Origin of the sequence: Rhabdonatronobacter sediminivivens, from assembly GCF_013415485.1 — a bacterium.
Taxonomy (GTDB): Bacteria; Pseudomonadota; Alphaproteobacteria; order Rhodobacterales; family Rhodobacteraceae; genus Rhabdonatronobacter; species Rhabdonatronobacter sediminivivens.
Genome location: NZ_JACBXS010000026.1, coordinates 1 through 25,287, shown reverse-complemented (window position 1 = coordinate 25,287; position 25,287 = coordinate 1). Strand labels below are relative to the sequence as shown.

Genomic DNA, 25,287 nt, shown 5'->3' with positions numbered 1-25,287 from the left:
ACAGGGATAGTGCCATGACCGCCCCCCTGCCGCCTGTCCTGGTCGCCGATGTCGGTGGCACCAATACCCGCGTGGCGCTGGCCCATGGCGGGTCGGTGGACCGTACCAGCATCCGCCGCCTCCGCAATGCCGAATTCCCGCGGCTGGAGGATGCGCTGCGCCGCTATCTGGACGTGGCCGCACCGCCGGGCGGCATCGGCGGCGCTTGCGTGGCGCTGGCCGGGCCGGTGCGCAACGGCGCGGCGCGGATGACCAATCTGGGCTGGGCGCTGACGCTGGATGATCTGGCCCGCGCCACCGGGGCGCCGACGGGCCGGGTGGCGCTGCTCAATGACCTGCAGGCGCAGGGGCAGGCGCTGGACCAGATCGCGCGCGACAACCTGATCCCCCTGCGGCGCGGCCAGCCGGACTGCGGCGGCGCGCGGCTGGTGATCGGCTTTGGCACCGGGGTCAATGCCGCCCCCGTGCAGCCCCTGCCCGGCGGCGGCTGGCTGGTCCCGGCGGCCGAGGCCGGGCATATCCACCTGCCCATCGCCGATGACGAGGATGCCGCCCTTGCCCACTGGCTGCGGGGCGAACAGGGCTTCGCCTCGGCCGAGGATGTGCTGGCGGGCAGCGGGCTGGAGCGGCTCTATCGCTTCCACGCCCGGCGCGCAGGGGTCGAAGACCGCCTGCCAGCCGCGCAGATCATGGAACAGATCGCCGAAGGCGCCCCGCTGGCGCAGGCCACAGGGCGCCATTACATCCGCCTGATGGCCCGCTATGCCGCCGCGCTGGCGCTGGTGCATCTGCCCTTTGGCGGGATCGCCTTCATCGGCGGGGTGGCCCGGGCCATGGCCCCCTATGCCGAGGCCTTCGGCTTCGATGCCGCCTTCTGCCAGATGGGCCGGTTTTCCGAATTTGTGGCGGATTTCGCGGTGGATGTGGTCACAGATGACTACGCCGCCCTGACCGGCTGCGCGCAATACCTCAGCACCCCTGTCCGGGCTTAATTCCGCCCGGATTCCGCGCTACGATGTCCGCCAACGGGCAAGAGGCACCCCATGACAGAGGCGCGCGCAGAAACGGTCAGGCAACGGCGGATGTTCTACATCCCCGGCTATGACCCGTTCCCCCCCCGCCGCTACCGCGAGCTGTACCGCAGCGAGGGCGCCGCCCAGGCCGCGATTTCCGGCTACAGCCTGCGGCAGAAACCGCTCAAGGACGATGGCCCCTATGGCTGGCGGGTAGAGGCCGAGATCGACGGCCAGACCACCCACACCCAGATCCGCGTGCTGGAATGGTCCGATATCGTGCGCGATTCGATGCAGGCCGGGGTGGCGGCGACCTACCTGCTGCTGGCGCGCACGGCCTGGACCTATATCTCCACCGGGGCGATCTTTCGGCTGTTCCGGCTGCGCGCGGCACCGGGGATCGCGGCCATGTATCCGGTGGTGATGTTGCTGGGGCAACTGGCGCTGGCGCTGGCGGTGGCGGCGGGGCTTGGCTGGGGGCTGACCTTCGTGCTGCCGGGCTGGGCGGCCTATCTGCTGGGCCTGGGCGTGGTGCCGCCGATCCTGAGCGCCTTTCGCCGGCTGGACGGGCGGTTCTTCGTCTATTACCTGCTGCTGGATTTCAGCTTCACCGCCCGCCACCGGGGCCGCAACCCGCCCGCGCTGGAGGCGCGGCTGGCCGAGTTCACCCGCCATATCGCCGCCGCCCTGGCCGACCCGGAGGTGGACGAGGTGCTGGTGGTCGGCCATTCCTCGGGCGTGCATCTGGGGGTGTCGGTGCTGGCCGATGTGATCCGCCAGGGTGCTGCGGGACGCGCGGCGCTGTCCTTCCTGTCGCTGGGCCATGCGGTGCCCATGCAATCCTACCTGCCCGAGGCCACGCGCCTGCGCGCCGACCTCCATTACCTGTCCCAACGCCCCGAGATCTTCTGGCTGGATGTGACCGCGCCGGGCGATGGCTGCACCTATGCCCTGTGCGATCCGGTCAGTTGCAGCGGCGCGGCGCCCGAAAGCGGCAAGCTCTGGCCGCTGGTGATCTCGGCCGCATTTCGCCAGACGCTGTCCCCCCAGACCTTCGCAAAATACCGCCGCCGCTATTTCCGGCTGCATTTCCAATACCTTTGCGCCTTTGACCGGCCCAAGGATTACGACTATTTCCGCATCACCGCCGGGCCGCAGACGCTGGCGGCGCGGTTTGCCGGGCGCAAGCCCTCGGCCAGTGCAACGCAGGACAGCTTCAACCGCTTCACCACCCGTGACCCCGAACCCCGGCAGGCCGTATGACCCGCCCCCCAATGCCGGATCACCGCCCCGACCGGGTGCCGCTGTGGCGCCATCTGGCCATGTTCCGGCGTGACATCCTGTCCACGCAACCGGCGAAGCTTTACCGCGCGCGGATGGCCGAATTTCGCCTGCCCTTCCTGCGGTCGTTCATGGTGAACGAACCTGATCTGGTGCGGCTGGTCCTGCAGGAGCGCCCGCAGGATTTCCCAAAATCCGCCCGCGTGGCCGAAGGGCTGCGCCTGCTGCTGGGCAACTCCGTGTTCCTGACCAATGGCGCCACCTGGGCCCGCCAGCGCCGGATGATCGACCCGGCCTTCGAGGGCGGGCGCCTGCGCCAGACCTTCCCCGCCATGTGGGACGCCGCCCTGTCCACGGCCGCGCGCCTCTCCCCCGGCCCGCTGGACGCCGAGGCCGCCATGAGCCACGCCGCCGCCGATGTGATCTTTCGCACCCTGTTTTCCGTGCCGATCGAGGATGCCACCGCCGCCCGGGTCTACCATGGCTTTCGCGCCCATCAGGCGGCGCAACCCCTGATGAACCTGGGCGCGCTGCTGCCCCTGCCCCGCTGGATGCCGCGCTTTCACACCCGCCGCGCCCGCGCCACCGCCCGCCACATCCGCGCGCTGATAACCGAGATGACCGCCGCCCGCGCGCAGGCGATTGCCGAAGGCACCGCGCCCGATGATCTGGCCACCAAGATCATGACCACCACCGACCCCGAAACCGGCGCGCGGTTCGATACCGCCGAGATGGTCGATCAGGTGGCGATCTTCTTTCTGGCCGGGCATGAGACGAGCGCCTCGGCCCTGGCCTGGGCGCTCTATCTGCTGGCCACCCATCCGCAGGTGCAGGAGGATCTGGCCGCCGAGGCCGCCGCCCTGGACCCCTGGCTGCAAGGCGGCACCGCCGCCCCCGGTTTCAGCATCCTGTCGAAGCTGCCCCGCACCCGCGATGCCTTCCGCGAGACGCTGCGCCTTTACCCCCCCGTGCCCATGCTGGTGCGCGAGGCTTCCCGCCCGGAGGCGTTTCGCGGCCGCCCCGTCCCCCCCGGCGCGCAGGTCATCGTCAGCCCCTGGCACATGGGCCGGAACGAACGCATCTGGCCGGACCCGCATGACTTCCGCCCCACCCGCTGGGCCGACCCGGCCACCCGCGCCCAGGCCCGCGATGGCTATCTGCCGTTTTCCGCCGGGCCACGCGTCTGCACCGGCGCGGGCTTCGCCATGGCCGAGGGCGTGCTGATCCTGGCCGTCCTGCTGCGCCGCTTCCGCTTCGCCCCCCATGGCCCGGCGCCGGTGCCGGTGGCGCATCTGACCGTGCGGTCCGGCACCGGGATCACGCTGGAGGTCACGCCGCGCGGCTCAGGCCAGTAGCTGCGCCCCGTCATGGCCACGGATGGTGGCGGGGATGATCGCGCCCTCGGGCTGGTCGGTGTCGAACCTGACTTCGGTGAATTGCGCGGTCCGGCCCATGCGCGGGTTCTCCATCAGCACAAGGTGGTGCTGACCCACCTGGCCCTGCAGATGCGCCGCCACCCGCGCCGCACCCGCCGCGCGCAGCCGGGCCGCACGTTCGCGCACCGCAGCGCCGTTCACCTGCGGCATCCGGGCGGCGGGCGTGCCCTTGCGCGGGCTGAAGGGAAAGACATGCAGCCAGGTCAACCCGCAGTCTTCAACCAGCCGCAGCGAGTTCTGGAACATGGCTTCACTCTCGGTCGGAAACCCGGCAATGATATCGGCGCCAAAGACCATGTCCGGGCGCAGGCGGCGGGCTTCTTCGCAGAACGCGATGGCATCGTCGCGCAAGTGGCGGCGCTTCATGCGCTTCAGGGTCAGGTCATCGCCCGCCTGCAAGGACAGATGCAGATGCGGCATCAGGCGCGGCTCGGTGGCGATGGCCTCCATAAGCGCGGGGTCGGCCTCGATCGAATCGATGGAGCTGATGCGCAGGCGCGGCAGGTCCGGCACCAGCTTCAGGATGCGCCGCACCAGATCGCCCAGCCGCGGCTGCGCAGGCAGATCGGCGCCCCACGAGGTCAGATCCACCCCGGTCAGCACCACCTCGTTGAACCCGCGCCCCACAAGGCGCTTGATCTGCTCCACCACCACGCCCGCCGGAACCGACCGTGAATTGCCCCGGCCATAGGGGATGATGCAGAAGGTGCAGCGATGATCGCAACCGTTCTGCACCTGCACATAGGCGCGGCTTCGCGTGCCGAACCCGTCGATCAGGTGACTGGCGGTTTCACGCACGGACATGATGTCATCCACCTGCACCCGCTCGGTCTGGCCGATCAGGTCGGGGACCATGGCGGCCCATGTCTCGGGCGCCATCTTATCAGCATTGCCGATGACGCGGGTGACCTCGGGCATGGCGGCGAAGGTCTGGGGTTCGGTCTGGGCGGCGCAGCCGGTGACGATGATGGGGGCGTCGGGGTTGTCACGGCGCAGGCGGCGGATTTCCTGGCGGGCCTTGCGCACGGCCTCGGCGGTGACGGCGCAGGTGTTGACCACCAGCGCATCCTGCACCCCGGCCTCGGCGGCCAGGCGCTTCATGGCCTCGGTCTCATAGGCATTGAGCCGGCAGCCCAGCGTGGTGAAGCGCGGGGCGGTCATGCCAGCGCCATCACTTCGGGCGAAAGCACCGCGTCAAATACATGCGCCACCGGGCCGGTCAACCAGACGCCATCCGCGCGCCAGTCCACCGCCAGATCGCCCCCGTCGGCGCGGATGGTGACCTGCCGCCCCGTCAGCCCCCGCAGATGCGCCGCCACCGCCGTGGCACACGCGCCCGAGCCACAGGCCAGCGTGATCCCCGTGCCGCGTTCCCATACCCGCAGGCGCAGATGGTCGGGGGCAATCACGCTGGCAAATTCCACATTCGTGGCCTGCGGGAACAGCGGATCATTCTCGACCGCTGCACCACGGCGGGCCACATCCTCGGCCTCGGCATCCGTGACGAAAAACACGCAATGCGGGTTGCCCATGCCCACCGCCACAGGGTCACCCGGCAGCGGCAGGTGGCGCGGGTCAACCCCCGGCGCCAGCGGAATATCCACCGGATCAAGGAGCGGAGCGCCCATGTTGACCCAGATGACACCTTCGCGCCGCTCAGCCCAGAGGTCCCCGCGCGCAGTGACGATATGCAGCCGGTCCACCCCCCGTTCGGTCATCAACAGATGGGCGACGCAGCGTGTCGCATTGCCGCAGGCACCGGCGCGGCTGCCATCGGCATTCCAGAAGCGGATCTCGATATCCGCCTGACCATGGTCATGCAGTTCCGCCAACTGGTCGAAGCCCACGCCCCGGTGCCGGTCGCCCACCGCGCGCACCAGCGCAGGCGTCAGTGCCGCCGCCCCGCTGCGGGCGTCGATGATGACAAAGTCATTGCCCGCCCCGTGCATCTTGCAAAAGGGCAGACCGGATGAACGGCGCGATTCCATGCGCGCGATATAGGCCTTTCACGCCTTGCCCGCCAGTGCGCTGAACAGTGCCAATTTCGAATGATTTCGCACTTGACCCCCGGACGGCTTCTATCTAGTTAGCGGCCTCGAGCGGGCCCGTAGCTCAGTGGTAGAGCAGTTGACTTTTAATCAATTGGTCGAAGGTTCGAATCCTTCCGGGCTCACCAGTTCCCTTCCAGTCAGATGAAACTGCAGGCAGATGAAACCGGATGATGGCGGTTTCTTTCCGCGCGCTTTCGCTTTAGATCAACCCTGAGCAAGCGAAGGACGGGGCAGGCCATGCTGGCGGGGCGGCGCATCACTCTGATCATCGGCGGCGGGATCGCGGCCTATAAATGCCTGGAGCTGATCCGGCTTCTGCGCGGGGCCGGGGCTTCGGTCACGCCGGTGCTGACAGCCGGGGGCGCGCAATTCGTCACGCCGCTTTCGCTGGCCGCACTGGCCGGGGAGCAGGTGTTTCAGAACCTGTTCGACCTGAAGGACGAGGCCGAGATGGGCCATATCCAGCTTTCGCGTGCCTCCGATCTGGTGGTGGTGGCTCCGTGCACCGCTGATCTGATGGCAAGGATGGCGGGCGGCCATGCCGATGATCTGGCCACCACGCTGCTGATGGCCACGGACAAGCGCGTGCTGATTGCGCCTGCCATGAACGTGCGCATGTGGGAGCACCCGGCCACGCAGCGCAACCTGGCCGTGCTGCAGGGCGATGGGGTGCTGCGCATCGGCCCTGACGAAGGTGACATGGCCTGCGGCGAATTTGGCCCCGGGCGCATGGCCGAACCGGCGGAAATCCTGGCCGCCATCACCGCCACGCTGGGGGATGGGCCGCTGAAGGGGCGTCATGTGCTGGTGACCTCGGGGCCGACGCATGAACCGATCGACCCTGTGCGCTATATCGCCAACCGGTCCTCGGGGGCGCAGGGGGCGGCGCTGGCTGCGGCCCTGCGCGATCTGGGCGCGCGGGTCAGCTTTGTGACCGGCCCGGCCAGCGTGCCCCCCCCGCCGGGGGTGGAGGTGCACCGGGTAGAGACCGCGCAGCAGATGCTTGACGCCGCCCTGGCCGCCCTGCCCGCCGATGCCGCCATCTGTGCCGCCGCCGTGGCTGACTGGCGCGTGGCCAATGCCGGGGCGCAGAAAATGAAGAAAGGCGCCAGCGGCCTGCCGGTGCTGGAGTTTGCCGAGAACCCCGATATCCTTGCCACGCTCTCCGCCCACGCCCGGCGCCCCGCCCTGGTCGTGGGCTTCGCCGCCGAGACCGAGACCGTCGAAGCCCATGCCACGGCCAAGCGCGCGCGCAAGGGCTGCGACTGGATCGTGGCCAATGATGTCTCGGCCCATACCGGCATCATGGGCGGGGCTGAAAACGCCGTGACCCTGATCACCGAAGAAGGCGCAGACCCCTGGCCCCGCCTGCCCAAGACCGAGGTCGCCCGCCGTCTGGCCCTGCGCATTGCCGAGGCCTTCGCATGACAACCATCCGCTTCCAGCGCGAGGATTGGGCTGACCCGGCCATCGCCCTGCCCGCCTATGCCAGCCCGGGCGCGGCTGGGATGGACCTGCGCGCCAACCTGCCCCCGGCCGAACGCGCAGCCGGCATCACCCTGGCGCCCGGTGCGCGGGCGCTGGTGCCGACGGGGTTGCGCATGGCCCTGCCCGAAGGGACCGAGCTGCAGATCCGGCCCCGCTCCGGCATGGCGCTGCATCGTGGGGTGACGGTGCTGAACGCCCCGGGCACGGTGGATGCCGATTACCGCGGCCCCGTGGGCGTGGTGCTGGTGAACCTGGGCGACGCGCCCTTTGCGGTTGCCCATGGCGACCGGATTGCCCAGGCGGTGCTGGCCCCGGTGCTTCAGGCCACGATCGCCCTATCTGACCGGCTGGAGGACACGGCGCGCGGCGCGGGCGGTTTCGGCTCGACCGGGCAGGGATGAAGGAACGCGGCTGATGGGGTTCGTGCTGTTTCTGATGCTGGCGCTCTGGGTGCTGGGGCACTGGATGAAGGCTCCGGTGCGGGCGCGGCTGGTCATGATCGGGCTGCTCTATGTGGCGGTGCTGTCGGCGCAACTGGTCCTGCCACCCGAGGCCGAACTGCGCCGCGCCACCGGCGGCGCCCCCGAACCCTGGCTGGCGCTGGGCGGTGTGGCGCTGGTTGCAGGGGGCTATGCGCTGGGTCTGCGCCGCCTGCGCCAGCGCGCCACCCCAGCACCGGACCCCGCCCCCGCCCGGGATGCCCCCTTCCGCGAGGCAGAGCTTAACCGCTACGCCCGCCATATTGTCCTGCGCGAAATCGGCGGCGCAGGCCAGCGCAAGCTGAAATCCGCCCGCGTGCTGGTGGTGGGCGCGGGGGGGCTGGGCTCACCGGTGATGCTGTATCTGGCCGCCGCCGGGGTGGGCACCATCGGTGTGATCGATGACGATGACGTGGACGGGTCCAACCTGCAGCGTCAGGTCATCCATGCCGATGCGCGGATCGGCATGCCCAAGGTGTTTTCGGCCCAGGCAGCGATGGAGGCACTCAACCCCTTCATCACCGTGCGCCCCTATCACCGGCGGCTGGATGCGGACACCGCCGCGGCACTTTTTGCCGATTATGACCTGATCCTGGACGGCACCGACAATTTCGACACCCGCTATCTGGTCAACCGCGCCGCCGTGGCGGCGGGCAAACCGCTGATTTCGGCGGCCATCACCCAGTGGGAGGGCCAGATCAGCCTTTATGATCCCGCCCGCGGCGCGCCCTGTTTCGAATGCGTCTTTCCCGAACGCCCGGCCCCGGGACTAGCCCCCGCCTGCGCCGAGGCTGGTGTGATCGCCCCCCTTCCCGGCGTGCTGGGCAGCATGATGGCGGTCGAAGCGATGAAGGAGATCACCGATGCCGGAACGGGGTTGCGTGGGCGACTGGTGATACATGATGCGCTGCACGCCGAAACCCGCAGCATCCGCGTGGCCCGGCGCGCGGGCTGTGCCTGTTGCGGGGCGCAGGGCGGGGCGAGTGACGGCTCAGCCCCAAACACAACCACCCTCGGCACCCGGTCGGGGGGTGACAGTGCGCACCATGCCACCGGCGAGGACGGTGTGAGCTGAAACTAGTTGTGAAGACCGGCGGGCATGGCCCTCGCCAGGGGCTGTCACTGGCGCGCAGCCAAGGCGCTGGCGATCTGCAGGCCGGAGCCGCGCAGCATTGGGCGCTGTCGGCTTTCATCCCGCCGCCAGAAATCGGCAGACCCCCAAGCGACCCGGGTCATGGGAACCCACCGGCGTCAGTGCGAAATCGGCCCGTTTCTGCGTGAATGATCCTTGGGACCCCTTGCGCCCATGCGCATGACATTGCCGCGCCCGGTGTGCCGGGCGCGGCAAGGGGCGGCGCGCTACCAGCGCCAGCGCGACAGGCTGGGCTTGGAGGCGGGCTGTTGCTCCGGGTCAGCAGCGCTGTCAGAGGCAGGGTCCAGACTGCCCTTCTCGGTGCTGGCCGCGTCTTCCTCGGGGCTGTGCGTGGTGCTACCCTCGGAGGCAGACTGATCCTTTTCGGTGTCCGTGCTGGTGGTTTCCGCATGCTCGGTCACGGCAGCGGAGGCCGCGGCGGCAGGGGCCGTCAGGGGGGGTGGCAGGGCATCCTCGGACGGGTGCGGATCAGACGGATCGGCTTCTGCGGGGTCAGCAACAGGGGAGGCATCGACAGCAGGGTCAGCGGCAGAAACGTCATCCGCATCTGCGGGGGTGCTCTCCGCACCGCCCGTATCCACCCGCCCCGCAATGGCATCGCCCGCCTGCGCGGCGTCACGTGCCTCCGGGCTGTCGGCCACGGCCCCATCCCCGCCCGCCGCGGGGGGCGCAGGGTCGCCTGTGGCAGTCATCTGGTCCGGGGGTGTCGCCTCGGGCGTGGGGTCGGTGCCGGGCGGGTCCTTGTCCGCGGTGGCGGGGGATGAGGCAGGCTCTTCTTCCGCCTCGGCCTCGGCCTTTTCGGGGGCGGGCTCGGGGGTGGTGTCCGGCGCGGAACCGGCGGCCTCGGCCCCGTCATCATCGTAAAGCGCCAGCAGGCGCTTGGCTTCCTCGATCCGGCGCCAGGTCAGCGATGCGCGCAATTCGGCTTCCAGATCCGCGATTTCGGACCGAAGATAATGGGCAAAATTCTTCATGTCTGATGCTCCTTCAGGCTGGCAGGGGCGCCGGAAGCATGGCCGTGCCATCCCCGTTACGCAACCTTAACCGTGAAGCATGAATGCGGCATAAACATGCGAGCGGTGCGGCGCAATTCCGGCCCCGGGGCCTGTCACCCTGCTGTATCGGCGATACCGCCCAGTTCGCAGATCACCTGCCATTCGGCCCGGGTCACCGGCTGGACCGACAGGCGCGAATTGTTGACCAGCACCATATCGGCCAGGCGCGGGTCGGCCTTGCACATTTCCAGCGTCACCGGCTGCGCAAAGGGCCGGAGCGCGCGGACATCCACACAGTCCCAGCGCGGATCATCGCTGGTGCTGTCGGGATGGGCCTCGGCGATCACCTCGCAGATGCCGACCACGGCCTTTTCGCTGCGCGAGTGGTAGAAAAAGGCCTGTTCGCCCGGCTTCATGGCGCGCATGTTGTTGCGGGCCTGGTAGTTGCGCACGCCGTCCCATTCCTCACCCGCGTCGCCCCTGGCGACCAGATCCTCCCAGGAGAACACATCGGGTTCGGATTTCATCAGCCAGAAAGCCATCAGCCGATCACCTTCTTCCAGCGTTCGACGCTGACACTTTCGAACAGCCCGGCCTGGAAATAGGGGTCATTGCCGCCCCAGGCGCGGGCGGCCTCGATGTCCGGGACGTCCAGTATCAGCAACGAGCCGCACATCTGTTCATCATCGTCCAGCAGGGGTCCGGCCTGTTCGACCACGCCGGTTTCGGCGATATAGGCCAGATGCGCATCGCGGGTTTGCTGGCGCAGCGCCAGATGGCCGGGCTTGTCGCGGCAGATCATCATGAAACGGGGCATGTCATTCCTCCTTCAGCGGGCGGGCCAGAAGTGCATCGCGCGCCTGGTCCACGGTCAGTTTGCCGTCGATCACGGCGGAAATCATGGTGGTGATGGGCATGTCCACGCCTTCGGCGGCAGCGCTGCGGGCCAGCGCGCGGGCGGTGGCGACCCCTTCGACAGTGGTGCCCGCATCGAATTCCTGCTGCGCGCCCAGGGCCAGACCAAAGCGGAAGTTGCGCGATTTCTCGGATGTGCAGGTCAGCACCAGATCCCCAAGCCCCGAAAGCCCCGCCAAGGTTTCCGCCATTGCCCCGCGCGCGGCCGCAAACCGCAGCATCTCCGCATAGCCGCGCGACATGATGGCGGCGCGGGCGCTGTCGCCCAGCCCCGCACCGATGCAGACCCCGGCGGCAATGGCGATCACGTTCTTCAGCGCCCCGCCCAGTTCCGCCCCGGCCACATCATGGGTGCGGTAAAGCCGCAGCGCAGGGGCGGACAGGGCGTGCTGAAGCGCCGCGCCCGCCTCGGTGTCGGCGCAGGCCAGCGTCAGCGCCGTGGGCAGCCCACGCCCGATATCGGCGGCAAAGCTGGGCCCGGTCAGCACGGCGACCGTGGCCTGAGGCAGCGCATCGGCAATCACCCGCGCCGGGCCGCGCCCGGTGGCCAGGTCCACGCCCTTGGAGCAGACCACCAATGCGCGGCCCTGCAGCATTTCCTGGTGGTCGGTGACAAACCCGGCCAGTTTCTGCATGGGCATGGCCAGCAACAGCACAGGGGCCATGGCATCACCCAGTTCGGATGTCACCATCACCGTATCGCGCAGGGTGACCCCTGGCAGGCGGCGGGCGTTCTCGCGCGTGGTGCGCATGGCCTCGGCTGCGGCAGGGTCGCGCGCCCAAAGCGTCACCACCCGGTCCGACAGCGCACAGGCCAGCGCCGTGCCGAAAGCCCCTGCACCCAGGATGGAAACCTCGCTCATGCCTTTGCCCCCTTGCGGCCCGCACCGATCAGCGCGGGGCTTTGTGTGTCCAGCGGCCAGCGCGGCCGCGCGACCAGATCCGCATCGCGCGGAACCCCGGCGCGGAAACGTTCGATCCCCGCCCAGGCGATCATCGCCGCGTTGTCGGTGCACAGCGCCAGCGGCGGCGCCACGAATCGCGCGCCCGCCTGCGCTGCCACCCCTTCCAGCGCCGCGCGCAGGGTCTGGTTCGCAGCCACGCCCCCGGCCACGGCAAAAGCCGGCTGTGCGGGCGCCAGGGCCATATAGGTCGCCAGCGCCCGGCGGGCCTTTTCCGCCAGCACATCGGTCACCGCGGCCTGAAAGCTGGCACAGAGGTCGGCACGGTCGGCACGGGGCAGCCCGGCATGGGCAGCCACCAGCGCATCGCGGGCGCGCAGCACTGCGGTTTTCAACCCCGAAAACGACAGATCACAGCCGGGCCGGTCCAGCAACGGGCGCGGCAGGGAGAAGCGCGCGGGGTCGCCGGTGGCGGCCGTCGCCTCGACCGAGGGGCCGCCGGGTTGCGGCAGGGCCAGCAGGCGGGCGACCTTGTCGAAGGCCTCGCCGGGCGCGTCATCGATGGTGCCGCCCAGGCGGACGTAGTCATCCACCCCGCGCACCACCAGAAACTGGCAATGCCCCCCCGAAACCAGCAGCATCAGATAGGGAAAGGCCAGCCCGTCGGTCAGGCGCGGCGTCAGCGCGTGCCCAGCCAGATGGTTCACGCCCATCAGCGGCAGCCCCGTGGCCGCCGCCAGCCCCCGGGCCAGCATCACCCCGGCCAGCACACCGCCGATCAGACCGGGCCCGGAGGTCACCGCAATCCCGTCCAGCGCGCGCAGCTCCAGCCCGGCCTCGGCCAGGGCGGCCTCAACCACCAGATCCAGCTTTTCGGCATGGGCACGGGCGGCGATCTCCGGCACTACACCGCCATAGGCGGCATGCAAGGCGCCCTGCCCCATCACCACATTCGACAGGATCTGCGGCGTCTGCCCTTCGACATCACGCACAATTGCGGCGGCGGTGTCATCGCAGCTGCTTTCGATACCAAGAACGGTCAGGGGCATGGCGGGTCCGGTTGCCAAGGGGGCGCTCTTCCAGCTACCACCGTGGGCGCGGCCAGACAATGCCGCCCGGACCCGGACCCCGTCAATGCCGCCACCTGCCCGCTCTGTGCCGCATCTGCTGCTGACCCGCCCACGCGCGCAGGCAGAGCGCCTTGCCACGCAGATCCGCGCGCGCTGGCCCGGCCTGGGCGTGACCATTTCCCCGCTGCTGGAGATCGCCCTGCATCCCCCCCGCCCGGATGTCGCCGACGAGGCCGCCGGGCTGATCTTCACCTCGGAAAACGGGGTGGCGGGATTCGCGGCCGGGTGTCCGGAGCGCGCCCTGCCCGCATGGTGCGTGGGGCCGCGCACGGCGCAGGCGGCCCGTGACGCGGGGTTCACCACGCTGCATGTGGCCGGGGGCGATGCCCAGTCCCTGCTGGCGCTTTTGCAGCGCATGGCCTCGCCCGGGCCGCTTCTGCATCTGCGCGGCCAGCATGCCGCCCGCGCCATTGCCAGCGACCTGCGCGCGGCAGGGATCGCCGCGCGGGAACAGGTCGTCTATGATCAGGAGGCCCGGCCCCTGGACCCTGCAGCCCAGGCGCTGCTGGAACGCCCCGGCGATGTGATTGCGCCGCTGTTTTCCCCCAGAACTGCGCGGCTTTTCGCCGCTGCGCTGCACAGGATTGCCGTGCAGGCGCGTCTGCATCCGGTCGCCATCAGCGCCGCCGCCGCACAACCGCTGGAAGAAACGCACCCCGAAACGCTTAAAATTGCGGCAAAACCGGATGCACAGGCCGTGATCGCACGGATTGCAGAGGTCATACACGCGCTTGAGACTGATCCGAACCCACGATAAGCTGCCTCTGGCAAATTGTCGGATTAATCTCCGCACCCAGAATCGGCAGGAGCGTCTCAGTGGCCCGAAAGACCAGACCGACACGGCAGTCGAGCAGGAACAATCAGACGGCAAAAGGCGACACGGCCCCGCCCGAAGACGCCGCCAAGGATACCAAGGACCCGACCGCCCCGGCTCTGGAACAGGACACGCCACACCCCGGGAGCGACGCCCCGCCCCCTGCGCCCGAAAGCAGCGCGACCGACGAGGCGCCCAAGCCTGAGGACACGACACCCGCGGACACCGCACCCGAGGGCACGACACCCGGAGACACGGCACCCGGGGAGGCTACGCCAGAGGGCGCGGCACCCGAGGAGGCTGCACCCGAGCACGCGGCGCCGGAAGACAGCGGGAACAGCACCGCAGACACGGCCACGGAGACGCCCTCCCCCCCGGATGAGATCGCCGCGCCGATGGCGGCAAGTGCCGATGAAACGCTGTCTGCCGAGGTCGCTGGCACCACACCCGAGGGTGACGCGCCCGAAGCGAAGGGCACCGCAGCCGAGACCGCCGAGGCCCTGCCGGAACCCGAAGATACCGCCATAACCGACGATGCCGCTGCAGGCGACGCAACCCACAGCGACGACGCCGACACGGAAACCCGGAGCGATGCACTTATGGCAGCCGCCGTCCCCGCCGCTGCCGGGATGGCGGCTGCGGGCGCGGCGACCGCCACCGCCTCGCCCCAGTCCACGGGGACATCCGCCAGCGACGCCCCCCCGCCGCGCGACAGCGCCCCCACCGCGCCGCCGCCCCGGCGCAGCGCCTTTCCGATGTTCCTCGGCGGCATTGTCGCTGCAGGTCTGGGCGCCGGCGCCACCTGGTATGCCGCCGATCAGGGCTGGATCGACATGGGCCCCGAGGTTGACCTGAGCGCGCAGGACGCCCGTCTTGACTCCCTGCGTGCCGATCTGGCCACGCTGCAAGAACAACTCGCCGCCGAGGCCGACCGGGAGAGTGTTGCCCCGGAAGAATTCTCCACCGCCATCGACAGCCTGCAGACCCAGATCGCCGAGACCGCTGACGGTTTCGAGGATCTGCGCGCCTCGGTCAGCGACAATCTGGCCGAACTGGACGCCGCGCGCGGCGAAGCGCGCGAGATCGGGCAGGCCATGGGAAGCCTGTTGCAACGGCTGGAACGGGCCGAGGAGTCGATTGCCGGGCTGGACACGGCGACCGACAGTCTGGCCGCACAGGGTGAAACGATGGACCAGTCATTGTCCGCGCTTTCGGTCCGGGTGGCCGCAATTCAGGCCGCCCAGGAAGCCCTGCAGGCCGATATCGACGATGTCCGCGCCCTTGCCGACGCCCGGATCGAGGATGTTCAGGCCGCCGCTGCAGCCGCTGCAGCCGAGGCGGACCAGCGCGCCGCACGCGCCGAGGCGATTGCCGCCCTCGATACGATCGAAGCCGCCCTGCAATCAGGCAGCAGCTACGCGGCAGCGCTGGCGCGGGTCGAAGCGGTCGCCGATGACATCCCCGCGGCATTGCATGCGGGTGCCGCAGACGGCATTGCCACCCTGACCGAGCTGCAGGAGGATTTCGGCAGCGCATCACGCGCCGGGCTGCGCGCCGCGTTGCAGGGCATGGATTACGAAGGGACAACCGACCGGATCGGCAGCTTCCTGCGCAGCCAGATCGGCGCCCGCTCCCTGGCCCCGCGCGCGGGCGATGACCCGGATGCCGTGATGTCCCGCGCCACGCATGCGGTCGAAACAGGCGATCTGAACGCGGCCCTCCAGGAACTGGAGGCCCTGCCCGAAGCAGGCCGGGCGGCCATGTCGGACTGGATCTCCGCGGCGCGCACGCGCTTGGACGCGATTGCCGGGCTCGACGCGCTGAAGCAAACCATGACCGCCGGATAAGGGATAAACAATGTTCTGGACGCTTTTGAAAATCCTGGTTTTTGTCCTGCTGGTGGTCGCTATCGCCTTTGGCGCGGGCGAGCTCATGGACTCGGGTCAGACCGTGGGTCTGCGGCTAGCAGCGATGGAGTTCGAGCTGGGGCCGGTTCAGGCGGCGATTGCGCTGCTGGTCTTCATTTTCGCGCTGTGGCTGTTCATCAAGGTGATGGCCTTCCTGATGGCGACACTTCGGTTTCTGAATGGCGATGAAACGGCGATAAGCCGGTTCTTCATGATCAACCGCGAAAAGCGCGGGATCGAAGCCACCATCGACGGGCTGCTGGCCCTGGCCGAAGGCGACGGCAAACGCGCGGTGGCCAAGGCGCAGAAAGCGGAAAAGCTGCTCAACAAGCCGGTGCTGACCAACCTTCTGATCGCCCAGGCCTCGGAGTTGAAGGGCAACCGCGACCAGGCCAAGGAGTACTACAAGCGCCTGGTGACCGATGAGCGCGGCCGTTTTGCCGGGGTGCGCGGCCTGCTGCGCCAGAAGATCGAGGAAGGCGACACCGACACCGCGCTGAAACTGGCGCAAAAGGCCTTTGCCCTGCGACCGACCCATGCGGATACCCAGGATACCCTTCTGAAACTGCAGAACCAGACCGGCGACTGGCGTGGGGCGCGCAAGACGCTTCAGGAAAAGACCCGTGCCGGAACCCTCCCGCGTGATGTCTACAAGCGCCGCGATGCCGTGCTGGCCCTGCAGGAGGCCCGCGCCCATGCCGCCAGCGGCAATGAAATCCGCATGCGCGAGGCTGCCATCGAGGCCAACCGCCTGTCGCCGGACCTGATCCCCGCCGCCGCCATGGCCGCCCGGGCCAAGATCGCCGAAAACAGCGCCCGCGCCGCCGCCAAGGTGATTAAGAAGGCCTGGGCCGTGCAGCCGCATCCCGAACTGGCCGCCGCCTATGCCGAGATCGAACCGAAGGAAACTCCGGCGCAGCGCGTGAAGCGTTTCGAGGCGCTGTTCTCGGCCAACTCGGACCATGACGAAACCCGCCTGACCAAGGCAGAGCTGCTGATCGCCGCCGAGGATTTCCCCGGCGCCCGCCGCGCTCTGGGGGATCTGGCCGAGGCCCGCCCCACCGCGCGCGCCATGACCATCATGGCCGCCATCGAGCGCGGCGAAGGGTCGGATGACGCCGTGGTTCGCGGCTGGCTGACCCGGGCGCTCACGGTTTCGCGCGGGCCGCAATGGGTCTGCTCGAACTGTCAGCATATCCACGGCACCTGGGTGGCCATCTGCGACAATTGCGACGGGTTTGACACCGTGGCATGGGACACGCCGCCAGACAGCTCTGGCAGTTCCCCGACCCGAACGGAAATGCTGCCCCTGATCGTCGGCACCCCGTCGAAACCCGCCGAGGACCAGGCGCCTGACAGCACCACGGATGCCGAGGTGATCGATATCACCGAAGACGGCAAGGAAGACGAGAAAGCCGAGAAATGACCCTGCCCCTCCCCCTGCCCGGGGGAGGGCATTCGCCCCGGGCGCCGCATTGTTGTTGGCCTGACTGTCAAGATCAGCCGGAAAACACGCGGGCCATCATCTGCATCGACGGCCCCTGGCTTCGGGACAAAGCCGAATGAACTCCATGCATTGGATAGGGGCTTGTGCAACTCGAAGCGCCATAGTAGAGCCTCGCTCGGAAGAAGGATTGCCGCTGTAGCTCAGCTGGTAGAGCACGTCATTCGTAATGATGGGGTCGGGGGTTCGAGTCCCTTCAGCGGCACCAGTCTTCTTCAACCCCCTCCCTAGAGTACCCTTCCCGCATAGCTCGCTGCCGCTCTGAGGCGTCGGACATGTGCATTCGGACAGAGGCCTGCGCGTCCTGCAGCGGGGAGCGCCAAAGGCACAGGTGTCGTTCGATTCGGTACCAGCCCAGTTGGATGCCGGCCTGAACGATGACCCGCCTGCGGCCATGACAGTGCCTGAGGTAGCAGGATGTCCAATCCCGCCCGGCCGACATGCGCGGTCGACCACAGGCAGGCACGCCGATCCAAGCATGGGGGGCCGAGCGGACTCAATGCCTTTCAACCGGATCTGATCACAACCAAAGTCCCCCGAGACAAACGCACTGGTTGCCTCGGGGGACCTCTGCTGCCGGATGGTTTCGTCAGAGCGACATCCGCCGGACATTGCCCGGCGACCTGTCCCTGGCTTCACCTACACCCACTCGTTGACCCGCAGGTGTTGCACTTCATGCAGGTGCCGTTGCGTACCAGCGTGTAGTTGCCGCATTCGCCGCCGCCACAGGTCAGGGCAGCTTTTGCAACGCAATATTCAAAGGCATGGGGTTAACGCCAAAATGCCGACAAAGGGATCTTTCATCGCGCCCGTACAAACCAATCGCACCGTCCAATGCTCCCTCTCCAAAAACGATGGCTTCAACGACCAAATTTGCTTCTCGTTCTTCTCGGCGCTCTTCTTCATCGTAGAAATGCACGAAGCCCGCTCGATACTTTGGGCCAGCAAGCAGGTTATCACTCTGATGTAGGTAAGCGTGGGCGATCTCATGCAATACAGTCCATCGGCGCGTACATACGTCGTCGCTCTGATTGACCTCAATCAAATAACCATTGCGGGAGAAAGGATCGCGGACAAGTCTCCCCCGATCCTTTTGGCGCATTTGAACTTCTGCGATGTCGAAACCGAGGGAAAGTGCCAGCTCTCGAACCGAAGGCGGCGCCTCGCGACCACACATCCCAAAATTAAAGTTTCGAAACTGCTTTCGATGAGATTCGGGGAGTCGGGCACGCTCAAAGAACCGATTAAGCGATAATATCGTCATGGCTTGGTTCCCTCCAAACGCACCCGACTTTCTCCTCAGCTACACCCGCTCGTTGACCCGCAGGTGTTGCACTTCATGCAGGTGCCGTTGCGCACCAGCGTGTAGTTGCCGCATTCGCCGCAGGGGTCGCCTTCATAGCCTTGCATCCGGGCCTTGGCGCGGGGGTCCAGGGTTGCGACACTGAGGGTCTCGCTCACCTCGGTCGCGGCGGCGACCTTGTAGGTGGCGGCGCCCTCGCTGAAGAAACCGGCGGCCTGGCCGCCCTGCAGCACCATCAGCTCCTGCGGCATCCGCTTGCGCAGATAGCCCGAGGAGCTGATCTGGCGCAGCACTTCCAGCCCGCGGTTGGCAGCCTCGTCGCTGACATCGGCCACGTTGCGCTGGCCCTCCTTCTCGCCCGCGCCCAGGTCGTCGAAGCTGGTGCCGGTGGGTTTGACATGGGCCAGATCGGTGCGGTCCAGATAGCTCACCGCCAGTTCGCGGAAGATGTAATCCAGGATCGAGGTGGCGTTCTTGATGCTGTCATTCCCCTGCACCATCCCCGCCGGTTCGAACCGGGTGAAGGTGAAGGCGTCCACGAATTCCTCCAGCGGCACGCCATATTGCAGGCCCATGGACACGGCGATGGCGAAATTGTTCATCATCGCGCGGAAGCCCGCACCTTCCTTGTGCATGTCGATGAAGATCTCGCCCAGCTTGCCGTCGCCATATTCGCCGGTGCGCAGATAGACCTTGTGGCCGCCGACGATGGCTTTCTGGGTGTAGCCCTTGCGCCGTTCGGGCAGCTTGTCACGGTGGCGGCGGACGACCTCCTTGACGATGACCTTCTCCACGATCTTCTCGGCCAGCACCTGCGCCTTTTCCTGTGGCGTGCCGGTCTCGAAGATCTCTTCGGCCTCCTCGTCATCCTCGATCAGGGCGGCGGCCAGCGGCTGCGACAGTTTGGACCCGTCGCGGTAAAGCGCGTTGGCCTTGATCCCCAGCGAGTGGCTGAGTTCGTACGCGGCCAGCGTTTCTTCGATCGAAGCCGAATTCGGCATGTTGATCGTCTTGGAGATCGCCCCCGAGATGAAGCTCTGCGCCGCGGCCATCATGTGGATGTGGCTGTCCACCGACAGAAAGCGCGTGCCCTTCTTGCCGCAGGGGTTGGCGCAGTCGAAGACGCTGTAATGTTCGGGCTTCAGGTGTGGTGCGCCTTCCAGGGTCATGGTGCCGCAGACATGGTCGTTGGCGGCCTCGACCTGGGCGCGGGTGAAGCCCAGATGGCGCAGCAGGTCAAAGCCCGGATCATCCAGCTGCGCCGCCGGGATGCCCAGCGTGTCGCGGCAGAAATCCTCACCCAGGGTCCACTGGTTGAAGACGAAGCGGATGTCGAAGGCGGCGGGCAGGGCAGCCTCGACCTTCTTCAGCTCCTCGGGGCCGAAGCCGTGGCCCACCAGCGATGTGTGGTTGATCCCCGGCGCCTGGCCCAGGCTGCCATGGCCCACGGCATGAGCGATGATCTCGGCGATCTCGGCTTCGGGGTAGCCCATCTTGCGCAGGGCGGCGGGGACCGACTGGTTGATGATCTTGAAATAGCCGCCGCCGGCCAGTTTCTTGAACTTCACCAGCGCGAAGTCAGGTTCGATCCCGGTGGTGTCGCAATCCATGACCAGCCCGATGGTGCCGGTGGGCGCGATCACCGTGGCCTGCGCGTTGCGGTAGCCATGCGCCTCGCCCAGCGAGAGCGCCTCATCCCAGGCGGCGCGGGCCATGTTCACCAGAAGCGCGTCGGGGCAGTGGGCGGCATCCAGCGCCACGGGGGGGACGTTGACGCCCTCATAGTCGGTGGCGCCGTGGGCGGCGCGGCGATGGTTGCGGATCACGCGCAGCATGTGATCGGCGTTCCTGGCATAGCCCGGGAAGGCGCCCAGTTCGCCCGCCATCTCGGCCGAGGTGGCATAGCTCACCCCGGTCATCAGCGCGGTCAGCGCCCCGCAGAGCGCGCGGCCCTCGGGCGAATCGTAGCCCAGCCCCATGTTCATCAGCAGTCCGCCGATATTGGCATAGCCAAGCCCAAGGGTGCGGAACTCGTAAGAGCGCCGCGCGATCTCCTTCGATGGGAACTGCGCCATCATCACGCTGATTTCCAGCGTCACGGTCCAGAGCCGGGTGGCGTGGGTATAGGCTTCGCCGTCAAACGCCTTGCCATCATAGAATTTCAACAGGTTCATCGAGGCCAGGTTGCAGGCCGTGTCATCCAGGAACATGTATTCGCTGCAGGGGTTGGAGCCGCGGATGGCGCCATCCGCCGGGCAGGTGTGCCAGGCGTTCACCGTATCATGGAACTGGATGCCGGGGTCAGCGCAGGCCCAGGCGGCGTGGCCGACCTGATCCCACAGCTCGCGCGCCTTGACGGTCTTGGCGACCTTGCCATCGGTGCGGCGCAGCAGCTCCCAATCCGCATCCTCCTTGACCGCCTGCAGGAAGGCATCCGTCACCCGGACCGAGTTGTTGGAGTTCTGCCCCGAAACGGTCACATAGGCCTCGGAGTCCCAATCGGTGTCATAGGTGGGAAATTCAATGCTGTCATAGCCTTGCCGGGCGTATTGCAGCACGCGGCCGACATAGGTTTCGGGGATCATGGCCTTCTTGGCGGCCTTGATCGCGGCTTTCAGCGCGGGGTTCTTCGTCGGATCAACGGCATCCTCCGTGCTGCCATCCCATGCCCGGATCGCGCCGAATATCTCGTTCAGGCGCGCTTCGTGCAGTTTGGAGCCGGCAACAAGAGAGGCGACCTTTTGTTCTTCGATCACCTTCCAGTTGATGAATTCCTCGATATCGGGATGGTCCATGTCACAAATGACCATCTTGGCCGCGCGGCGCGTGGTCCCGCCCGACTTGATCGCGCCAGCAGCCCGATCACCGATCTTCAGGAAACCCATCAACCCGGAGGATTTACCGCCGCCCGACAGTTTCTCACCTTCACCACGCAGTGAGCTGAAATTGGTCCCGGTGCCGGAACCATACTTGAACAGGCGCGCCTCGCGCACCCAGAGGTCCATGATGCCGCCGTCATTGACCAGATCATCGCTGACGCTCTGGATGAAACAGGCATGCGGCTGGGGGTGCTCATAGGCGGATTTCGAGGCCACAAGCTTGTGGGTGAACGGGTCCACGTAGAAATGCCCCTGCCCCGGCCCGTCGATGCCATAGGCCCAGTGCAGCCCGGTGTTGAACCACTGCGGGCTGTTGGGGGCCGCCATCTGCGCGGCCAGCATGTAGCGCATCTCGTCGAAATAGGCGCGGGCATCGGATTCGTCGGTGAAATACCCACCCTTCCAGCCCCAATAGGCCCAGGCACCGGCCAGCCGGTCGAACACTTGCCGGGCCGAGCTTTCGCCCGTGCTGCGCGCGTCCTCAGGCAGTTCGGCCAGCGCAGCCTCATCCGCGACCGAGCGCCACAGGAACTCTGGCACGCCCTTCTCGCGCACCTTTTTCAGCCGCGCGGGCACACCGGCCTTGCGAAAATACTTCTGCGCAATCACGTCCGAAGCCACTTGGCTCCAGCCCTTGGGCACTTCCACGGCATCGTTGCGGAAAACCACTGTGCCGTCCGGGTTGCGGATTTCCGATACGGTGGTGGTGAATTCCAGCGCCGCATATGCGTCCTGGCCTGCGGTGGTGAATCTGCGCTCGATCTTCACGTTCCTGTCCCCTTCTGCCTGTGCCGGGCCTGTCCGGCGTTCTTGACGTCCCGCGCAACGCAGGCCGGTCACAGGGTCAGCAGAAACGGACGCGCCACAGTTGCCTGTGGCGCATGGGCAGCGCGCTGCGAAAGCGCCCTGTCATCTTGTGGGTTGCTGTCTCCCTGCCCCGGCGGGTCACGAACTACATCTAGTGTGACCCCCTGCGGCGCCATACTAATTGGGGGATTTTGCACGCGGTCGTCAATCTCTTTTTTACGAGTCTGCCCCTGATATTGGGCTTGACCTCCGGGCAGTCATCCCGGCACCACACCGCGCCGGAACACCCTGCGCGCGCCCGGCCCCGCGCCGCGAAACCGAATTTTCCCCATGCGAAAGAGAGATGCCCCCGCATCCTGACAAAGTGGTTAAAGGGGCATAAACAGGCCCCGGCGCACGGAGTTGAGCCGTGCGCCGTTACCTTCATGTCACAGTCAAGGCGCCAGGCAGGGGTCCCGGGAATCAGGCACTGTCCCCGGACAGGGAGTCCATGGCCCCGGCGACATCTTCGGGGCTGGCGATGGCGCGGGTCTCGGCCCCCTTGGCCACGCGCTTGATCATGCCCGAAAGCGCCTTGCCCGCGCCGACCTCCCAGAACTGCGTCACGCCCTGCCCGGTCATCCAGACCATCGATTCGCGCCAGCGCACCGATCCTGTCACCTGCTCCACCAGCAGGCGGCGAATCGTATCCGGGTCGCTCACGGCCTCGGCCCGGACATTGGCCACCAGCGGCACGGCGGGGGCCTTTACGGCAACATCGGCGAGCGCCGCGGCCATGGCATCGGCGGCGGGTTGCATCAGGGCGCAATGGAAGGGGGCGGACACCGGCAGCAGCACCGCTCGCCGCGCGCCCCGGGCCTTGGCCAGTTCCACCGCACGTTCGACCGCCGCCTTGTCACCCGAGACCACCACCTGGGCGGGATCGTTGTCATTGGCCGCCTGGCAGATCTGACCCTGCGCCGCTTCGGCGGCGATTTCGCTGGCAGAGCCGAAATCCAGCCCCAGCAGCGCCGCCATGGCGCCCTGCCCCACGGGCACAGCCTCCTGCATGGCGCGGCCACGGATGCGCAACAGACGCGCCGTGTCGCCAAGGCTCAGCGCACCGGCCGCGGCCAGGGCCGAGTATTCGCCCAGCGAATGCCCGGCCACGAATGCCGCCTGCCGGATGTCGAAACCCTCGGCCTCCAGCGCGCGCAGGGTCGCCATGCTGGTCGCCATCAACGCAGGCTGGGCATTGGCGGTCAGGGTCAGTTCGGCGATATCACCCTTCCAGATAAGGGCCGAGAGCGCCTCACCCAGGGCATCATCGACCTCCTGAAACACCGCCCGCGCGGCGGGGCTGCTATCGGCCAGCGCCCGCCCCATGCCGATGGTCTGTGCCCCCTGCCCCGGAAATACCAATGCCAGGCTCATTCTGTCCCCTCCTTGCGGCGATGATCCCCGCCCAGGCGCGGGCGGCGGTTGCAGCTATAGCGCCCCGAAGGCGGCGCGGAAACCCGCTTTGCCAGTCCTGCGATCCCCCGCGGCGGTGCCGCTAAAGCTCGCGCATCTGCAGCGCACGCCCGACGGCGCTCCCCAACGCCTCGGACAATTCGGCAAAGGTCACTTCATAGGCGCGGAACATGGCTGTGTTGAAGGCATCCCCCTCGGCCGAACGCGCATGCGCCATCAACGCCGCACGCGCCTCGTCGCTGAGCGTGGAATAGGCGCGCAGAAGGTAGCCTTCAAGCCAGTCAACGGTTTCCGCGCGAATCTCTTCTTCCTGCCCCCAGACCTCGGCGGCGATCTGACCCTCCGAAAGCCCCATGCCCGGCGGCGCTGCCGCCATGAACCCGCTGAAATAGGCCAGCGACCCGTTCAACCCCAGCGAGACATTCTGCTCTATCAGGTTGTTCACCCGGATCCGCTCACGCACGAAGGCCAGATCGGCGCTTTCGTTGCGGCGTGCCTGCTCAAGGGCCGCCTGCATCGCTTGTTCCGCGCCTTCGGCACGAAGCTCGACACGGACGCGGAGTTCGGTGGTAATGACTGCGGCACCCTCGGGCCGAAGCGCGAACTCCATGGCTGCAAGATGCACCTCGGCGCGGTCTTCTAGGTCCGCGTGAAGCACGCCCAGGAAGCGCTCCAGCATGCGGTCGGGATCATAGAGATCATCGATCGCCCGCCTCCACGAGGCCCCACCCTGCCCCTGCAAAACCTCCTCGGAAATGGCGTCGGCCGCATCGCGCCCCTCCAGCGCGATCGCCTCGAAAAGTGCAGGCAGGCGATAGGCCGAGGACAGGGCTTCGATGTCCAGCCGCTCATCGCTCCGCGCCATCGAGGCTGCCATGAGCAGCAGCACGAAGCCAAGAGCCAAGGTCAGCGCAGTTGCCCGGCTACCTCCCCTGATGCATCCCATGGCGTGCGCCTCCAGTCTCGCCAAACCCAGGGCCTCAGAGTAGGACCTGCGTTGCGCCGAAGGAACCTGCAAAATTCCCCTTGCACCCGGACCGGTTCCCATTTATCGACGCGCCGGATCGGAGAGGTGCCGGAGTGGTCGAACGGGGCGGTCTCGAAAACCGTTGACCCTTTACGGGGTCCCAGGGTTCGAATCCCTGTCTCTCCGCCATTTCGGTGTCCTAACCACTTGCTTTCATTGCAAAAGCTGAAAATCTTGCCCCCAACATATCCCCCACCTCGACAAGGCTTGTCTCGGAATCAGGCGGACGTGGACGGAAGCTAGAGCGTGTTGCGCTCAATCGGTTTCATAACCCGCCGCCTTGAAGAAGTTGTAGCATTCCTCTTCGGTGAAGAGATCGCAGACATGCCCGCGGCGCGCCATAGATCGTCGTGCGATAGGCGAGAAGATCAATATCCGGAACATTGCCTGCCAAAGTGTTCGCGACAATGCCGCACCGCCCAAGCTCTGCCACGACAAGGCTCTCGCCGATCTGCCCTGCAAGCTGAGTCTTGAAGTTGCGCGCCATCACCCCTCGCGCCGGTCACGGGCTTCACCGATCAATCTCTTGAACAGATCCGTGTGCGTCTTGAGGTCCTTATCGGTCACGCGGATACGGTAGCGCGCCCAGCGCGTGCTGTATTCGAGTGTTTCAATGCCCGCATCCTCCAGCAAGGCGTCGGTTTCGTCGGTGCGTGGCAGCCTGATTTCGAACAGGGAATGTCCCGGTCGATGTTGAACTTTTTGGGATGAAGGGTGGCGTTGCTCTCCCTGAGCCGTAGGCTCGGGGTGT

Annotated in this window: 21 protein-coding genes, 3 tRNA genes and 1 pseudogene; 12 read left to right on the top strand and 13 right to left on the bottom strand. The window is 67.3% G+C overall.

Going from position 1 to position 25,287, the window contains the following annotated elements:
* Positions 1-14 precede the first annotated feature (14 nt).
* From HUK65_RS12645 to HUK65_RS12635, 3 genes are read left to right on the top strand one after another with little or no spacing between them, the layout of a single operon-like run.
* The gene (locus tag HUK65_RS12645; RefSeq protein ID WP_179906636.1) at positions 15-992 is read left to right on the top strand and encodes a glucokinase; all 978 of its coding nucleotides are present in this window, start codon (positions 15-17) and stop codon (positions 990-992) included.
* Positions 993-1,043: 51 nt separating this feature from the next.
* The gene (locus tag HUK65_RS12640) at positions 1,044-2,276 is read left to right on the top strand and encodes a hypothetical protein (RefSeq protein WP_179906635.1); all 1,233 of its coding nucleotides are present in this window, start codon (positions 1,044-1,046) and stop codon (positions 2,274-2,276) included.
* Positions 2,273-3,649: a cytochrome P450 gene (locus HUK65_RS12635; RefSeq protein WP_179906634.1), complete on the top strand. Its 1,377-nt coding sequence runs from the start codon at positions 2,273-2,275 to the stop codon at positions 3,647-3,649. Before HUK65_RS12640 ends, HUK65_RS12635 begins: the two co-directional genes overlap by 4 nt.
* On the opposite strand, the gene mtaB is transcribed toward HUK65_RS12635, so the two are convergent.
* Positions 3,638-4,891, bottom strand: a complete 1,254-nt coding sequence (gene mtaB, locus HUK65_RS12630) for a tRNA (N(6)-L-threonylcarbamoyladenosine(37)-C(2))-methylthiotransferase MtaB (RefSeq protein ID WP_179906633.1) — start codon at positions 4,889-4,891, stop codon at positions 3,638-3,640. The two genes, HUK65_RS12635 and mtaB, sit on opposite strands and share 12 nt — an antisense overlap.
* On the bottom strand, positions 4,888-5,718 hold the full coding sequence (dapF, locus tag HUK65_RS12625) for a diaminopimelate epimerase (RefSeq protein WP_179906632.1): 831 nt from the start codon (positions 5,716-5,718) through the stop codon (positions 4,888-4,890). Before dapF ends, mtaB begins: the two co-directional genes overlap by 4 nt.
* Positions 5,719-5,831: 113 nt before the next feature.
* Between dapF and HUK65_RS12620 the strand changes: the two genes are divergently transcribed.
* The 4 genes from HUK65_RS12620 (at position 5,832) to HUK65_RS12605 (ending at position 8,823) form a co-directional block, all read left to right on the top strand.
* Positions 5,832-5,906, top strand: a tRNA-Lys gene (locus HUK65_RS12620).
* A gap of 112 nt (positions 5,907-6,018) precedes the next feature.
* Positions 6,019-7,209: a bifunctional phosphopantothenoylcysteine decarboxylase/phosphopantothenate--cysteine ligase CoaBC gene (coaBC, locus tag HUK65_RS12615; RefSeq protein WP_179906631.1), complete on the top strand. Its 1,191-nt coding sequence runs from the start codon at positions 6,019-6,021 to the stop codon at positions 7,207-7,209.
* Entirely contained in the window at positions 7,206-7,670 is a 465-nt protein-coding gene (gene dut, locus HUK65_RS12610) for a dUTP diphosphatase (protein WP_179906630.1), read from the top strand. Before coaBC ends, dut begins: the two co-directional genes overlap by 4 nt.
* 13 nt (positions 7,671-7,683) lie before the next feature.
* Entirely contained in the window at positions 7,684-8,823 is a 1,140-nt protein-coding gene (locus tag HUK65_RS12605) for a HesA/MoeB/ThiF family protein (protein ID WP_179906629.1), read from the top strand.
* A 284-nt stretch (positions 8,824-9,107) separates the two neighbouring features.
* Here the strand turns inward: HUK65_RS12605 and HUK65_RS12600 are convergent, their stop codons facing one another.
* From HUK65_RS12600 to tsaD, 5 genes are all read right to left on the bottom strand, one after another.
* Positions 9,108-9,875 carry a hypothetical protein gene (locus HUK65_RS12600; RefSeq protein WP_179906628.1) on the bottom strand — a complete coding sequence of 256 codons (768 nt, stop codon included), beginning with the start codon at positions 9,873-9,875 and terminating at the stop codon, positions 9,108-9,110.
* A 134-nt stretch (positions 9,876-10,009) separates the two neighbouring features.
* On the bottom strand, positions 10,010-10,438 hold the full coding sequence (locus HUK65_RS12595; RefSeq protein ID WP_179906627.1) for an EVE domain-containing protein: 429 nt from the start codon (positions 10,436-10,438) through the stop codon (positions 10,010-10,012).
* The gene (locus HUK65_RS12590) at positions 10,438-10,713 is read right to left on the bottom strand and encodes a YciI family protein (protein WP_179906626.1); all 276 of its coding nucleotides are present in this window, start codon (positions 10,711-10,713) and stop codon (positions 10,438-10,440) included. The genes HUK65_RS12595 and HUK65_RS12590 overlap by 1 nt, the downstream gene beginning before the upstream one ends.
* 1 nt (position 10,714) lies before the next feature.
* Positions 10,715-11,674, bottom strand: a complete 960-nt coding sequence (locus HUK65_RS12585; RefSeq protein ID WP_179906625.1) for an NAD(P)H-dependent glycerol-3-phosphate dehydrogenase — start codon at positions 11,672-11,674, stop codon at positions 10,715-10,717.
* Positions 11,671-12,762, bottom strand: a complete 1,092-nt coding sequence (tsaD, locus tag HUK65_RS12580; protein ID WP_179906624.1) for a tRNA (adenosine(37)-N6)-threonylcarbamoyltransferase complex transferase subunit TsaD — start codon at positions 12,760-12,762, stop codon at positions 11,671-11,673. Before tsaD ends, HUK65_RS12585 begins: the two co-directional genes overlap by 4 nt.
* An 85-nt stretch (positions 12,763-12,847) precedes the next feature.
* Here tsaD and HUK65_RS12575 point away from each other — a divergent pair, with 85 nt between their 5' ends.
* From HUK65_RS12575 to HUK65_RS12560, 4 genes are all read left to right on the top strand, one after another.
* Complete coding sequence (locus HUK65_RS12575; RefSeq protein ID WP_179906623.1) at positions 12,848-13,600, top strand: uroporphyrinogen-III synthase; 753 nt, start codon at positions 12,848-12,850, stop codon at positions 13,598-13,600.
* 59 nt (positions 13,601-13,659) lie between these two features.
* On the top strand, positions 13,660-15,504 hold the full coding sequence (locus HUK65_RS12570) for a hypothetical protein (RefSeq protein WP_179906622.1): 1,845 nt from the start codon (positions 13,660-13,662) through the stop codon (positions 15,502-15,504).
* Between the two features lie 10 nt (positions 15,505-15,514).
* Positions 15,515-16,990: a heme biosynthesis protein HemY gene (locus HUK65_RS12565; protein ID WP_179906621.1), complete on the top strand. Its 1,476-nt coding sequence runs from the start codon at positions 15,515-15,517 to the stop codon at positions 16,988-16,990.
* Positions 16,991-17,200: 210 nt separating this feature from the next.
* A tRNA-Thr gene (locus tag HUK65_RS12560) sits at positions 17,201-17,276 on the top strand.
* Positions 17,277-17,798: 522 nt separating this feature from the next.
* Here HUK65_RS12560 and HUK65_RS12555 read toward each other — a convergent pair.
* The 4 genes from HUK65_RS12555 to HUK65_RS12540 all read right to left on the bottom strand — a co-directional run bounded on the left by HUK65_RS12555 (position 17,799) and on the right by HUK65_RS12540 (position 24,455).
* Positions 17,799-18,332: an ImmA/IrrE family metallo-endopeptidase gene (locus HUK65_RS12555; protein ID WP_179906620.1), complete on the bottom strand. Its 534-nt coding sequence runs from the start codon at positions 18,330-18,332 to the stop codon at positions 17,799-17,801.
* A 35-nt stretch (positions 18,333-18,367) separates the two neighbouring features.
* Complete coding sequence (locus HUK65_RS12550; RefSeq protein ID WP_179906619.1) at positions 18,368-22,018, bottom strand: vitamin B12-dependent ribonucleotide reductase; 3,651 nt, start codon at positions 22,016-22,018, stop codon at positions 18,368-18,370.
* A gap of 501 nt (positions 22,019-22,519) precedes the next feature.
* Positions 22,520-23,470, bottom strand: coding sequence for an ACP S-malonyltransferase (fabD, locus tag HUK65_RS12545; protein WP_179906618.1), 951 nt, complete (start codon positions 23,468-23,470; stop codon positions 22,520-22,522).
* Positions 23,471-23,591: 121 nt separating this feature from the next.
* Positions 23,592-24,455, bottom strand: a complete 864-nt coding sequence (locus HUK65_RS12540) for a hypothetical protein (protein WP_179906617.1) — start codon at positions 24,453-24,455, stop codon at positions 23,592-23,594.
* 120 nt (positions 24,456-24,575) lie between these two features.
* Between HUK65_RS12540 and HUK65_RS12535 the strand changes: the two genes are divergently transcribed.
* Positions 24,576-24,665: transfer RNA gene (locus tag HUK65_RS12535), tRNA-Ser, on the top strand.
* A gap of 136 nt (positions 24,666-24,801) precedes the next feature.
* Here HUK65_RS12535 and HUK65_RS12530 read toward each other — a convergent pair.
* Entirely contained in the window at positions 24,802-25,023 is a 222-nt protein-coding gene (locus HUK65_RS12530; protein WP_179906616.1) for a hypothetical protein, read from the bottom strand.
* Positions 25,023-25,287: pseudogene (locus HUK65_RS12525) on the bottom strand (hypothetical protein); the annotation flags it as partial. The gene HUK65_RS12530 and the pseudogene HUK65_RS12525, both read right to left, overlap by 1 nt.

What these genes read in the sequence shown, in the direction of transcription:
- HUK65_RS12555 (WP_179906620.1), bottom strand. Translation starts at nt 18,332, where the DNA reads ATGACGATATTATCGCTTAATCGGTTCTTTGAGCGTGCCCGACTCCCC.
- fabD (WP_179906618.1), bottom strand. Translation starts at nt 23,470, where the DNA reads ATGAGCCTGGCATTGGTATTTCCGGGGCAGGGGGCACAGACCATCGGC.
- HUK65_RS12635 (WP_179906634.1), top strand. Translation starts at nt 2,273, where the DNA reads ATGACCCGCCCCCCAATGCCGGATCACCGCCCCGACCGGGTGCCGCTG.
- HUK65_RS12600 (WP_179906628.1), bottom strand. Translation starts at nt 9,875, where the DNA reads ATGAAGAATTTTGCCCATTATCTTCGGTCCGAAATCGCGGATCTGGAA.
- HUK65_RS12640 (WP_179906635.1), top strand. Translation starts at nt 1,044, where the DNA reads ATGACAGAGGCGCGCGCAGAAACGGTCAGGCAACGGCGGATGTTCTAC.
- mtaB (WP_179906633.1), bottom strand. Translation starts at nt 4,891, where the DNA reads ATGACCGCCCCGCGCTTCACCACGCTGGGCTGCCGGCTCAATGCCTAT.
- tsaD (WP_179906624.1), bottom strand. Translation starts at nt 12,762, where the DNA reads ATGCCCCTGACCGTTCTTGGTATCGAAAGCAGCTGCGATGACACCGCC.
- HUK65_RS12565 (WP_179906621.1), top strand. Translation starts at nt 15,515, where the DNA reads ATGTTCTGGACGCTTTTGAAAATCCTGGTTTTTGTCCTGCTGGTGGTC.
- dut (WP_179906630.1), top strand. Translation starts at nt 7,206, where the DNA reads ATGACAACCATCCGCTTCCAGCGCGAGGATTGGGCTGACCCGGCCATC.
- coaBC (WP_179906631.1), top strand. Translation starts at nt 6,019, where the DNA reads ATGCTGGCGGGGCGGCGCATCACTCTGATCATCGGCGGCGGGATCGCG.
- HUK65_RS12575 (WP_179906623.1), top strand. Translation starts at nt 12,848, where the DNA reads ATGCCGCCACCTGCCCGCTCTGTGCCGCATCTGCTGCTGACCCGCCCA.
- HUK65_RS12585 (WP_179906625.1), bottom strand. Translation starts at nt 11,674, where the DNA reads ATGAGCGAGGTTTCCATCCTGGGTGCAGGGGCTTTCGGCACGGCGCTG.
- HUK65_RS12540 (WP_179906617.1), bottom strand. Translation starts at nt 24,455, where the DNA reads ATGGGATGCATCAGGGGAGGTAGCCGGGCAACTGCGCTGACCTTGGCT.
- HUK65_RS12645 (WP_179906636.1), top strand. Translation starts at nt 15, where the DNA reads ATGACCGCCCCCCTGCCGCCTGTCCTGGTCGCCGATGTCGGTGGCACC.
- dapF (WP_179906632.1), bottom strand. Translation starts at nt 5,718, where the DNA reads ATGGAATCGCGCCGTTCATCCGGTCTGCCCTTTTGCAAGATGCACGGG.
- HUK65_RS12530 (WP_179906616.1), bottom strand. Translation starts at nt 25,023, where the DNA reads ATGGCGCGCAACTTCAAGACTCAGCTTGCAGGGCAGATCGGCGAGAGC.
- HUK65_RS12590 (WP_179906626.1), bottom strand. Translation starts at nt 10,713, where the DNA reads ATGCCCCGTTTCATGATGATCTGCCGCGACAAGCCCGGCCATCTGGCG.
- HUK65_RS12605 (WP_179906629.1), top strand. Translation starts at nt 7,684, where the DNA reads ATGGGGTTCGTGCTGTTTCTGATGCTGGCGCTCTGGGTGCTGGGGCAC.
- HUK65_RS12595 (WP_179906627.1), bottom strand. Translation starts at nt 10,438, where the DNA reads ATGGCTTTCTGGCTGATGAAATCCGAACCCGATGTGTTCTCCTGGGAG.